The organism is Micromonospora sp. NPDC002411 (genome assembly GCF_053592955.1).
Window position 1 is genome coordinate 1 of the sequence record NZ_JBSFBM010000220.1, and the last position, 11,704, is coordinate 11,704.

The following is an 11,704-nucleotide window of genomic DNA, read 5'->3' on the forward strand; positions in this document are numbered from 1 at the left end:
TGATCATGAAGTTGTTGCCACTCGCGCCGGCGTGTCGGGGCAACAACTTCATGATCGACGCAGAGGGCGCGGGGGGAGGGGGTCAGGGTTGGGGGAGGAGGAGGCAGGTGCTGGTGGCGTGGGCTATCAGGCGGTCGCTCGCGTCGGTGATGCGGGCCTCGGCCAGGGCCGTGCGACGGCCGCGTTGCAGCACCGTGCCCTCGCAGCGCAGGGTGCCGCTGTCGACAGTGACCGGGCGGAGGAACTTCACGTTGAGGTCCAGCGACGTGTAGCCGACGCCGGCCGGCAGGGTGGTGTGCACGGCACACCCGGCGGCGGTGTCCAGCAGGGTCGAGAGCACGCCACCGTGGACGGTGCCGAGCGGGTTGTAGTGGAACTCCTGCGGGGTCAGCTCGACGCTGACCCGCCCCTCGTCGGCCTGCATCCGGGTCATGTCGAGGAGGTGCATCACCGGTGGCGCGGCCAGTTCGCCGGCGATCATCGCGCGGAGCATGTCGATGCCGCTGCGTCGACCGACCTGGGCGGCGTTGGCCGCCGGGTCCGCCCAGCTGAAGGTGCGGCTGCGCCCCGGTTCCTGCGTCTGCGTCATGGACGCAGCCTGGCAGCCGGTTGCTGAGTCTGTCAACGAGACCTAGCCTGGGTGGATGCGACCCGCGGCACTGGACTGGTCGGTGGAGAACTGCACCATCGCCCGCGCGATGGAGATCCTCGGCGAGCGGTGGACCCTTGTGGTGCTCCGGGAGGTGTTCACCGGCGTGCGCCGCTTCGACGACATGCGGGTGCGTACCGGCATTCCGCGTCAGGTGCTGACCAACCGCCTGGCCAACCTCGTTGAGCAGGGCGTGCTGAGCCGTGAGCCGTACCGGGAGCCGGGCAGTCGCGTGCGCCACGAGTACCGGCTGACGGAGAAGGGCCTGGACCTCTGGCCGGTGCTGGTCGCCGTGCTCGGATGGGGCGACCGGCACCTCGCGGATGCGGAGGGGCCACCGCTCACCGTCGCGCACCGTGACTGCGACGCGCCGGTACGCGTCGAGTTGCGGTGCGCCGACGGGCACGACGTGGAGCGGATGCGCGACGTCGTGCCGCGCCCGGGCCCCGGGGCCCGTCGCCGTACGTCCTGAGGCGATCCGCCGACGCTACCCACGCATCCGGCAGGCATCGATGATCGTGCGCACGAAAATCGACATCGGTGTGACGGTGGTTGTTCACCAGCGAGTCAGTGGTGTTGCGCTGAGATGGCCGACCAAGATCGGCAAATTCGGGCGAATCCAAGCCTTGTCAATGATCTTAAGTATGTGAATACTTCAGTTCACCCGGCCGGTTTTCGCAGATCGGCCGGGTTGCCCTCGGGTCCGTCGTCCCCCACGACGAGACCCGCTCCCCCGCCCAGGAGGTTTGTTACATGCGACCCACGAGGTCCTCGTTCCGCGTCGCGGCCACAGTCGCCGTGTCCGGATCCCTGGTCGTCGGCGCGCTCATCGGCGCACCCGCCCAGGCCGCTCCCGCAGCCTCGCCGGATGCCGCCGCCGCGCTCTCCGCGGCACTCGGTGACCGCTCGGCCGGCTCGTACATCGACGCCAGCGGCAAGTCCGTCGTCACGGTGACCGACGCCGCCGCCGCCAGCAAGGCGAGCAAGGCCGGCGCCGTCGTCCGCTACGTCACCCGCGGTGCCGCCGAGCTCAACCGGGCCACCGCCGACCTGGAGCGCTCCGCCAAGATCCCGGGCACCGCCTGGTGGAGTGACCCGGTCACCAACCAGGTCGTCGTCTCCGTGGACAGCACCGTCACCGGGGCGAAGCTGGAGCGGGTCAAGGCCGCCGCCGCGCGGGCCAACGGCGCGGTCCGGGTCGAAGCCGAGGCCGGCGTGCTGAGCACCCGGATCTCCGGCGGTCAGGCCATCTACGCCGGCGGGGGCGGGCGCTGCTCGCTCGGCTTCAACGTGCGCAGTGGCAGCACCTACTCGTTCCTGACGGCCGGGCACTGCACCAACATCTCGGCCAGCTGGTACTCGAACTCCGCCCAGACCGCGCTGCTCGGCAGCCGTACCGGCACCAGCTTCCCGGGTAACGACTACGGCATCGTGCGGCACAACAACTCGGCCAACGCGGCCGGCAACGTCTCCCTCTACAACGGCAGCTTCCGCGACATCACCGGCGCCGGCAACGCGTCCGTCGGCCAGTCGGTGCAGCGCTCCGGCAGCACCACCGGCCTGCGCAGCGGCTCGGTGACCGCGACCAACGCCACGGTGAACTACGCCGAGGGTTCGGTCTCCGGTCTGATCCGCACCAACGTCTGCGCCGAGCCGGGCGACAGCGGCGGCTCGCTGTTCGCCAACACCACCGCCCTGGGCCTGACCTCCGGTGGTAGCGGCAACTGCCGCACCGGCGGCACGACCTTCTTCCAGCCGGTCACCGAGGCGCTCAGCCGCTACGGCGTCAGCGTCTTCTGATCGAACCACCGATAGCGGGCCGCCGGAACACTCCGGCGGCCCGCGTCGCGTTTGACAGCCACCGAACCCCACCGAACACGACGACGCTCAGCCGGGCCCGGACGGTTTCGGTCGACGCCGGGAGAGCAGCACGGCGGCCAGCGGTACGCCCGCCTCGGCGGCCGCCGCCAGCCGCTCGGTCAGCCCGATCCAGGCTCCGTCGGTGAAGAATTCGACGGCGAACCAGCCGACCAGCGCGAGGAGGACCACCGTCGCCGCGAGCGCCAGCCGGCGTACGAAAGCCGCAGCGGGGCGGTGCTCCCCGTCGAGGGACGGCCTCGCGCGACTCGGCACCGCCAGGGCCGGCCAGACGGCCAACGCCCCGAACGCCACACCGGCGGCCACGGCGTGGGTCGTCGAGTCACCGGTCGGGTGCTGCGGGAACGCGACAAGGATCAGGGTCGCCAGCCCGCCCAGCGCGAGCAGCGCTCGGCCCGCCGGTGCGGCGCTGACCAGGCCGAGCGCGGTCGCCAGGTGACAGAGGCCCAGGCCGGCCAGCCCCAGCGTCATGATCCAGCGATGGTCCGCGCCCGTGGCGGCCAGCGCGCTGATGGTCTGCCGCACCGGGTCGAACCCGTCGGACTGGGCGGCCTGCGCCAGGGTCCAGCCACCGACGAGGAACACTGGTGCGCCACCGGCTGACAGCAGGGCCCAGCGGGGAACGGCAGACATCGGGCGATCGTAGCGATGCGACACCAACGCGGTTCCCAGGCCGACGACCGCGACCGCGGCGCCCGCCGCGAGTCGACGGAATCGGGTACGGAGCATGGGGGTTACCTCCTTGGTGGTGGTGGTTGGGGGGACGCCTCAGCCCTTGACCGCGCCGGCGAGCGACCCGGACGAGAGCCGGCGCTGCATGAACGCGAAGAAGATCAGGCTGGGCAGTGTGGCGAGCAGTGAACCGGCGGCCAGTGGTCCCAGTCGGGCGGTGCCCTCGATGCCGACGAACCGGGCCAACGCCACCGGCAGGGTGGCCAACTCCGGGGTCTTGATCAGCACCAGCGCGAAGAAGAACTCGTTCCAGGCTGAGATGAAGGAGAACAGCGCGGTCGCGACCAGGCCCGGGGCGAGCAGCGGGAAGACCACCCGCCGCAGGACCTGCACCCGGCTCGCCCCGTCGACCGAGGCGGCTTCCTCCAGCTCCCGGGGGATGTTGCGGACGAAGCCCTGCAACATCCACAGCGCGAACGGCAGCGCCCAGACCACGTAGATGAGCACCAGTCCGGCGTGCGTGTTGGCCAGGCCGACCTGCCGCAGCACCAGGAAGATCGGGATGATCAGCAGCACGAACGGGAAGAGCTGGGACAACAGCACCCAGCCCAGCGCGGCGGTGCCGAGCTTGGAGCGGAACCGGGCCAGCGCGTACGACGCCGGCATGGCGACCAGCACGGTCAGCACCGCCGAGGCGAGCGAGACCTGGAGGCTGTTGAGCGCTGCCCGGCCCAGCTCCTGCTCGGTGAAGGCCTGGACGAAGTTCTGCAGTGTCGGGTTGTCCGGGATCAACGTCGGGTGCAGCCGGACCAGCTCACGCGGCGGCTTGAACGCCGTGGAGAGCAACCAGACCAGCGGGAACCCAAGGAAGATCAGATAGCCGGCGAGCGCCAGGTACTGCAACGTCCGGCTGGTGCGGCTCGGTTTTCCGAACATGTCAGTTCGCCTCCCTGAGCCGACGACGGAGATAGACGGCGAGCAGCGCGATGATGAGGACGACCATCACGTTGCCGAGCGCGGCGGCGTAGCCGTAGTTGCCGTAGCGGAACGCCTCCTCGTAGGCGAAGAGCATCGGCAGCATCGTCTTGCCGCCCGGCCCGCCGGCGGTCAGCACGTAGACCAGGCCGAACGAGTTGAAGTTCCAGATGAAGTCCAGCGAGGTGATGGCCACGATCACCGGCGCCAGGGCGGGCAGCGTGACGTGCCGGAACCGGTGCCAGGTGCTCGCCCCGTCCACCGCCGCCGCCTCGTGCAGCTCACGACCCACGCCCTGTAGACCGGCGAGCAGGACGACAGTGGTCTGCGGCATGCCCGCCCAGACCCCGACGATGATCACCGCAGGCAGCGCGGTGCTGAAGTCGCCGAGCCAGTTGGTCCGCAGCCCGTCCGCGCCGACGCGGTGGAAGAACTCGTTGATCAGGCCGGCGTCGGGGTGGTAGACGAGCTTCCAGAGGATGCCGACCACGACCGGAGGCATCGCCCACGGCACCACGGCCAGCACCCGGGCCACGCCGCGGAACCGCAACTGCTGGTTGAGCAGCAGGGCCAGCCCGAGGGCGAGCAGGAACTGCAGGACCGTCACCCCGACCGCCCAGAGCAGGCCGATCTTGAACGAGTTCCAGAAGAGTTCGTCGCCCAGGAGTTCCCGGTAGTTGGCGAGGCCGGTGAAGCTGACCTCGACGTTGCGCCCGGCCCGGGCGTCGGTGAACCCGAGGTAGATGCCGCGCAGCAGCGGAAACACCGACAGCACCAGGATCGGCAGCAGCGACGGCAGGAGAAGGAGGTAGATGGTGGTGCGGTCGGACCGGAACCGGTTCGGCCGGCGGGCCGGTCCGGCCCGCTCGACGTCCGGCCGTTCGGTCAGGGTGGTCATGCGGTCACCCCTTCGCTGGACGGGTGGGTGGTGGTCGGTGGGGAGTCCGGTGCGGCGGAGCGGGGTGCCGGCAGCGTCGCTGCGCTGGACGCGCGGACGGTGAGGCTCGGCGGCACCTGCTCGCGGCGCGGCGGCAGGGTCGCGTCGGCGATGCGTTGCAGGAGGAGTTCGGCGGCGCGGCGACCTCGCTCGGCCGAACCGAGCGAGACGCTGGAGAGCTGGGGGAACATCATCCGGGCCAGTTCGGTGTCGTCCATGCCGACCACTGCGACGTCCTGCGGCACCCGACGACCGGCGGCCAGCAGGGCGTGCAGCGCACCGACAGCGATCAGGTCGTTGGCACACACCAGCGCGTCCGGGTCGGTGCGGGCGAGAAGCCGCTCGGTGGCTGACCGGCCGGCCGCGTACTGGAAGTCGCCGACCTCGACCAGTTCCTCGTCGAGCGCGATGCCGTGTCGGGCCACTGCGGCCCGGAATCCGGCGTCGCGCGCGGCGCCGGGAACGGTGTCGAGCGGACCGTTGACGAAGCCGATTCGACGCCGGCCGGTGGCGACGAGATGGTCCACGGCCAGCGCCACACCCTGCCGAGAGTCGGTACGCACGTTGTCCACGGCGGCGTCCGCGCCGAGCTGTCCGACGACCACCACCGGCACCGGGCTGTCCACCAGCGCGGTCAGGTGATCGTCGGTGACCCGGATCGGCGAGACGATCATCCCGTCCACGTAGCGGTTGGCCAGCCGCCGCAGCAGGGCGGTCTCGTTGTCGATCCGCCCGCCGGTGGCGTGCACCAGCAGCTGCCGCCCAGAGGACGCGACCACCGCTTCGATGGCGCGCATCATCTCCACGTACACCGGGTTGCCGATGTCCTCGACCGCGAGCGCGATCAGGCCGGTGCGCTGGGACTGCAACGAACGGGCGATCGCGTTGGGCACGTAGCCCACCTCGGCCGCCGCCTCGCGGACCTTGCGGATCGTCTCGGGGCTGCCGCCGACGCCGTTGAGCACCCGCGAGGCGGACGCGATGGACACGCCGGCGCGGGCGGCAACGGTGTGCACCGTGGGCCGGCCGTCAGCCGGTTCCTGTAAACGTTTACGACCCACGTCCGGCACCTCCACCCGATAGCTGTAAACGTTTCCGGGGAGTCTGCTCCGCGAATGGCGGAGAGGTCAACCCCCCGTTACGAAAACGTTTCCAACCCCCCGGACCAGCAAACCTGCCCCGCGCCCCTCAGCTCCCGGTGATCAAGAGGTTTGCGTCACGACACGCCGGGCGGGATGACGCAAAGCTCTTGATCACCGAGGCGGGGTTGGGGTCACTGTCAGTTCTCGGCCGGGCCAGCGGGCGCGGAGTCGTCGGTCGTGGCTCGCCACGACGACAGCACCCGGGCCGGCGTTCAGGGCCTCCTCCAACTCGTCACAGAGCGTCGGCGAGAGGTGGTTGGTGGGCTCGTCCAGCAGAAGCAGCTCCGGCGGGTCGGCCACGAGTACGGCGAGAGCGAGCCGGCGACGCTGTCCCACCGACAGGTCGGCGACGGGCCGATCGAGATCCGCCGACGCGAGCAACCCGAGCGACGACAGCGGCACCACCTCGGCCCGTTCCGGTCCGACGACAGCGGCGTAGACGCTCCTGGGCGTCCGCTGTGGACGCTCGAAGACGGTGTCCTGGGTGAGCAGCCCGACGCGCAGACCCGGCCGTCGTCGCACGGTTCCGCGGCCGTGCAGCCGGCCGGCGAGGACGGCGAGCAGAGTCGACTTTCCCGCACCGTTCGGACCGCTGACCACCAGTCGGTCGCCTGCCGTCACGACGAGGTGGTCCACCCGCAGCCGACCGGGGACCTCCAACAGCCGAACCGTGACGATCGGCTCGTCGCCGACACCAGCGGCGAACGCAGGCGGAGTCGCAGGCGGGTGGAAGCGCAACGGCTCCGGTGGCGCGGCGACCTGGTGCCGTTCCAACACCTCCAGGCGACGGGCGGCATCCCGGACCCGGCGGGAGATCTGATTCTGCACCCGGCCGGCGGTGTGCCCGTACCCCATCTTCTCGCTGTCGCGGGGAGCCCGCCCGTGCGCGACGTGATGCCCGGTCACGGCGGCGGCCTCGCGCAGTTCGGCGAGCTGCGCCTGTTCCTCGTCGTAGCGTCGGCGCCAGCGTTGCGCCTCGGCCCGCTTGGCGGTCAGGTAGGCGGTGTAGCCGCCGCCGTGCCGGACCGGCCCGTCGGCCGCCGGGTCGAGGTCGACGACGTCGGTGCAGACCGCGTCCAGGAACGCGCGGTCGTGACTGGCCAGGACGACCACCCCGGGCATGGCCCGCAGTTGGTCCTCGCAGAACGCGGCCGCCGCGTCGTCGAGGTGGTTGGTGGGCTCGTCGAGCAGCAGTGCGCCCGGCCGGCGGATCAGCATCGCCGCGAGGGCGAGGCGGCCACGTTGCCCACCGGAGAGTGCGGCGAGCGTGCGGTCGTGGGGAATCGCGCCGAGGCCGAGGCCGTCGAGCACGGCCTGGGCACGCCGGTCGGCATCCCAGGCGTCGCGGTCCTGCGCCCGTTCCAGAACCTCGCCGTACGCGGCCAGCAGCCGGTCGTGGTCCTCGGCGCCCTCCGGTGCAGCGGCGAGGGCGGTGCCGATCCGGTCCAGCTCGGCGAGGTCCGATCGAGCTTCGCGGAGCGCGTCATCGAGGACCGTGGCGATGGGCGCAGACGGGGTGAAGGGCATCTCCTGGTGCAGGAAACCGACATCCGGCGGGCGGGTGACGGTGCCGGCGTCGGGTTCGTCGACGCCGGCAAGGACCCGCAGGAGTGTCGTCTTGCCGGTGCCGTTCTCACCGATCAGGCCGATCCGGTGGCCGGGCGCGGCGGTCAGGGAGACGCCGTCGAGCACTCGACGGGTGCCGCGGACGCGCACCAGCTCATGGGCGACGAGGGCTGGTCGAACAGACATGGGGACCTCGGGGATGGGAGATCCGGGCGCACACGGGTGGCCCGGCGGGAGCAGGGCATGACGACGGAGGCCGCGGCGACTGCGGCGCGATCACGCGCCCGTCGGCGGCCGGTCCGGGTTCTCACCCGGAGATGTCGTCGTCACCTGCCACGCCTGCTCCGATCTCCGCAATTCGGCCGCAAGGGTAACTCGGCGGTCGCCGGCCCTCGCTCAGCCTCCACCCATGCTCGACGAGCTGTTGTCCGACGAGTTGCCCGGACGCGACGTGTACCGGCCCGCCAGACGGCCGGCCCGCGCGCGGCGTCCCAGCAAGCCGATGATCGTCAGCAGCAACATGGCGAAGAGCACGAACCCGCCGCACAACAGCCCTGTCGTCGTTCCCCCCGACACCTCCCGTCCCCCTCTCAGCCGGTCGCCAGGAGCCGGGCGATCGTCGCCGGTTCCGCCAGGTGCGGGAAGTGGCTGCCGGGCAGCACTGTGACGGCGACCTCCGGCAGGGCCTCGGTCAGCCAGGCCAGGTAGCGGGCCGGCGGCTCGGACGAGGTCACCCAGCGGTAGGGGATCTTCCGCTCGCCGATGGACCGCAGGTCGCGGGACCGCTCGGCGGCGATGCCCTCGTCGGAACCGTGCAGGATCTCGCCCCAGTAGCCCAGCAGCAGGTCCGGCCGGGGGTCGGTCGCGGTGGCGACGATCTCGCGCGCCTCGGCCGGCAACGAATCGATGCCCATGCTGGCCAACTGGGCGTCCCACACCCGCCGCCACTCCGGGCCGCGCAGCGTCGGCTCGGCCTGGCGTACGGCCACACCGAACGGGCCGGGCAGCAGGATCTGGTCCAGGTTCACCACGCCACGTACCGGATAGCGCGCCGCGTAGGTCGTGGCGACCACCGCGCCGACGGAATGCCCCACCACGATCGGCGTGGCGAGGCCCGCCTCGGTCACCCGGGCGTGCACGACCTCGGCGACCTCGACCATCCGGTAGGACGCCCGCCGGGGTGAGTCGCCGTGACCGGGCAGGTCGAGGGTGAGGACCTGCCGGTCAGGATCGATCGCCGCGAGTTCGCGGCGGACCGGGCCCCACTGTCGCTTGTCGTACGTCAGGCCGTGCAACAGCACCAATGGTGGTCGGTCGTCGTCGTCATTCATGGCCGCGCTTCTCCCGGGTTCCGATCATCTCGGCGGCTTGCCCGCAACGAGTCGATGGTGAGGTCGAGGGCCGCCTCGAGGTGGTCGATCTTTCCGGTGGAGAGCAGCAGCAGTACGCCGCCCTGGATGCCGGCCAGGAGCGCCGCCGCCGCGCGGTTGGCGTCCACCTCGGGGGCGATGTCGCCGGTCGACTGCATGTGCCGCACGCCTTCGGCGATCTTGTCCTGCCAACGCCACATCAGCCCGGTGACGATCGCCTGTGCTCCCGGCGCGCGCCGGCCGGTCTGACCGAGCAGACCGTTGAGCGGGCACTTCACACCCTGGGCGAGGTAGCGCTCGATGAGCCGGTCGCGCCACGCCGTCCAGGCCGGCCAGGACGTCAGGTTGCTGAGCATCGGCTCCTGGTCGACGAGCACCTGGTCGGCCTCGTGCTGGGCCACCGCGAGCAGCAGTTCCTCCTTCCCGTCCGGGAAGTAGTGGAAGAGTTGACCCTTGCTGGTGCCGGTGTGTGCCATCACGTCCTCGAGGCGTACCTCGTCGACGCCGCGCTCGCGGATCTCGGCGGCCGCGCCCGCGACGATCCGCGCCCGGGTCGCCTCGCCCTTGCGGGTCAACGCGCGTGTCATGAGACCTCCGTCACCAGCATCCGCCCCCAACTGCCGGTCCAACCCTAGCCCCAGGTTTGGACTTGCAGGTCCATTTTTGGCGAGCAAAGGTCTGGCAGGCGGTCCGCCAGGGGCCGGCACGTGATCGGGAGGACGCAACGATGAACCACTACTACCTGCTCGGGCGGTCCGGTCTGCGGGTCAGCCGGCTGTCGCTGGGCACCATGAACTTCGGCGTCGACGGGTTCCACGCCGCGTACGGCAAGACCGAGGAGGAGTCGGAGCCGATCTTCCGCCAGTACCTGGAGTCGGGCGGGAACTTCATCGACACGGCGGACTTCTACACCGCCGGGGAGAGCGAGAAGATCCTCGGCCGCCTGATCGACCGGGCCGGCGTCCGCGAACGGCTCGTGCTGACCAGCAAGTTCACCAACACCGTCGACCCGAGTGACCCGAACGCGAGCGGCAACGGCCGCAAGCACATCATGCGGGCAGTGGAGGCGTCGCTGAGCCGGCTCGGCACCGACTACATCGACCTGTACCTGCTGCACACCTGGGACCGGATCACCCCGATCGAGGAGGTCGTGCACACGCTCGACGACCTGGTGCGCGCCGGCAAGATCCGCTACGCCGGCCTCTCGGACGTACCGGCCTGGTACGCGGCCCGGGCGCAGAGCTACGCCGAGGCGCACGGCCTAGCCCCGATGATCAACCTGCAGCTGCCGTACTCCCTGGTGAGTCGGGGCATCGAGGCGGAGTACACGGCGATGGCCCAGACCATGGGCATGGGGCTCACCGCGTGGAGCCCGATCGCCAGCGGCCTGCTCAGCGGCAAGTACCGGCGCAGCGACGCCGGCCTGAGCGGGACCGGCCGGTTGACCAACCCGGACGCCGGAGGTCGCCAGGTCAGCGCCGGCGAGTGGAAGGTCATCGAGGCTCTGGAGAGCGTCGCCGCCGACCTGGGCCGCAGCATGGCCCAGGTCGCGATCAACTGGGTCGCCACCCAACCCTCCGTCGCCTCGGTGATCATCGGGGCGAGCAGCGCCGAACAGGTCAGCAGCAACTTCGAGGCGCTCGACTTCGAGATCCCGGCCGACGCCCGCCGCCGGCTCGACGAGGCCAGCGCGCCGGAGCTCGGGGTGCCCTACGTGATGTTCACGCCGCAGTACCAGTCCTGGGTGGTGAGCCCCGGCCTCGGCATCGGCGACAAGCCGGCCGGCTACGCCCCGCCGGTGTTCAACGCCGCCGCCCAGCCCGCCGAGTGACGTGCTGTTGAGCGGTATACCTCAGAGTCATAAATATGCCTCTGAGGTATACCGCTCGCTACCGCGACCGCTCCGGCGACGGCGTCACCGACTGAGCGGCACGTCTGTCGCCGGAGCCGTCGCGTTTTCGTAGAGCGCGACGTACCGCCGCCGCCACTCGTCCCCGTCTGCGCCGAGGTTGAGGGTGTTGTGTTCGACGCCCAGCGCCTCGGGCAGGGTGCAGACCCGCAGCGGCACCGCGTTCGCGTCGGCGATCCGGCGCGGCACGTCGACTGCCGCTTCGAGGTCCACCACGCCGTCGAGCGGGCTGATCACCACCGCCACGCTCCGCAGGCCGGTGCGTCGAGGCGGGCGCGGCAGGGTGCGGGCGATCGCCAGGTACTGGGTGACGGCGGCGAGGGAGTACCCGCGCGACGTGACCCGGTCCCGGAGGACGCGACGCCCGTACAGCTGAATGAGGGGTCTGACCGCGTAGGTCGGTGCCTGTCGCGGATTCGGACCGAAGAACGGCGACAACACCAGCAGGCGGCGTACGGCGGCGCCGGGCACCTGAGCCAGCCAGGTGGCGAGCACGGCACCGCCGGAGATCCCTACGACGCCCACGTCGTCGCCCAGGGCCGCCGCGATCGCCCATGCCTGCGCGGCGTACGTCGTCAGCTCCTCGGCCTCGACCCGGTGGTGGGC

The 11,704-nt window shown here is 71.0% G+C and carries 13 protein-coding genes; 3 read left to right on the top strand and 10 right to left on the bottom strand.

What is annotated here, in order from left to right:
- Nucleotides 1–82: 82 nt before the first annotated feature.
- A complete protein-coding gene (locus ACWCO3_RS23480; RefSeq protein ID WP_145783836.1) occupies nt 83–589 on the bottom strand; it encodes a PaaI family thioesterase in 507 nt (168 codons plus the stop codon).
- Between the two features lie 55 nt (nt 590–644).
- On the opposite strand from ACWCO3_RS23480, the gene ACWCO3_RS23485 reads away from it, so the two are divergent.
- Complete coding sequence (locus ACWCO3_RS23485; RefSeq protein ID WP_450012047.1) at nt 645–1,121, top strand: winged helix-turn-helix transcriptional regulator; 477 nt, start codon at nt 645–647, stop codon at nt 1,119–1,121.
- A gap of 281 nt (nt 1,122–1,402) precedes the next feature.
- The gene (locus ACWCO3_RS23490) at nt 1,403–2,449 is read left to right on the top strand and encodes a S1 family peptidase (RefSeq protein ID WP_355024545.1); all 1,047 of its coding nucleotides are present in this window, start codon (nt 1,403–1,405) and stop codon (nt 2,447–2,449) included.
- Between the two features lie 87 nt (nt 2,450–2,536).
- On the opposite strand, the gene ACWCO3_RS23495 is transcribed toward ACWCO3_RS23490, so the two are convergent.
- The 8 genes from ACWCO3_RS23495 to ACWCO3_RS23530 all read right to left on the bottom strand — a co-directional run bounded on the left by ACWCO3_RS23495 (nt 2,537) and on the right by ACWCO3_RS23530 (nt 9,776).
- Nucleotides 2,537–3,160 (bottom strand): DUF998 domain-containing protein, encoded by a 624-nt coding sequence (locus ACWCO3_RS23495; RefSeq protein ID WP_450012049.1) that lies wholly within the window; start codon nt 3,158–3,160, stop codon nt 2,537–2,539.
- Between the two features lie 135 nt (nt 3,161–3,295).
- Nucleotides 3,296–4,135 (bottom strand): carbohydrate ABC transporter permease, encoded by an 840-nt coding sequence (locus tag ACWCO3_RS23500; protein WP_088989072.1) that lies wholly within the window; start codon nt 4,133–4,135, stop codon nt 3,296–3,298.
- 1 nt (nt 4,136) lies between these two features.
- Nucleotides 4,137–5,072 carry a carbohydrate ABC transporter permease gene (locus tag ACWCO3_RS23505; RefSeq protein WP_145780518.1) on the bottom strand — a complete coding sequence of 312 codons (936 nt, stop codon included), beginning with the start codon at nt 5,070–5,072 and terminating at the stop codon, nt 4,137–4,139.
- On the bottom strand, nt 5,069–6,172 hold the full coding sequence (locus ACWCO3_RS23510; RefSeq protein ID WP_244311668.1) for a LacI family DNA-binding transcriptional regulator: 1,104 nt from the start codon (nt 6,170–6,172) through the stop codon (nt 5,069–5,071). The genes ACWCO3_RS23505 and ACWCO3_RS23510 overlap by 4 nt, the downstream gene beginning before the upstream one ends.
- A gap of 192 nt (nt 6,173–6,364) precedes the next feature.
- Complete coding sequence (locus ACWCO3_RS23515) at nt 6,365–8,005, bottom strand: ABC-F family ATP-binding cassette domain-containing protein (RefSeq protein WP_450012052.1); 1,641 nt, start codon at nt 8,003–8,005, stop codon at nt 6,365–6,367.
- A 210-nt stretch (nt 8,006–8,215) separates the two neighbouring features.
- Nucleotides 8,216–8,395, bottom strand: coding sequence for a hypothetical protein (locus tag ACWCO3_RS23520; protein ID WP_450012054.1), 180 nt, complete (start codon nt 8,393–8,395; stop codon nt 8,216–8,218).
- A gap of 14 nt (nt 8,396–8,409) precedes the next feature.
- Complete coding sequence (locus ACWCO3_RS23525; RefSeq protein ID WP_450012056.1) at nt 8,410–9,150, bottom strand: alpha/beta fold hydrolase; 741 nt, start codon at nt 9,148–9,150, stop codon at nt 8,410–8,412.
- Entirely contained in the window at nt 9,147–9,776 is a 630-nt protein-coding gene (locus ACWCO3_RS23530) for a TetR/AcrR family transcriptional regulator (RefSeq protein WP_450012058.1), read from the bottom strand. Before ACWCO3_RS23530 ends, ACWCO3_RS23525 begins: the two co-directional genes overlap by 4 nt.
- A 140-nt stretch (nt 9,777–9,916) precedes the next feature.
- On the opposite strand from ACWCO3_RS23530, the gene ACWCO3_RS23535 reads away from it, so the two are divergent.
- Nucleotides 9,917–11,020, top strand: coding sequence for an aldo/keto reductase (locus tag ACWCO3_RS23535; RefSeq protein WP_357937773.1), 1,104 nt, complete (start codon nt 9,917–9,919; stop codon nt 11,018–11,020).
- 84 nt (nt 11,021–11,104) lie between these two features.
- On the opposite strand, the gene ACWCO3_RS23540 is transcribed toward ACWCO3_RS23535, so the two are convergent.
- On the bottom strand, nt 11,105–11,704 hold a 600-nt coding region (locus ACWCO3_RS23540), incomplete at its 5' end, for a hypothetical protein (protein ID WP_450012059.1).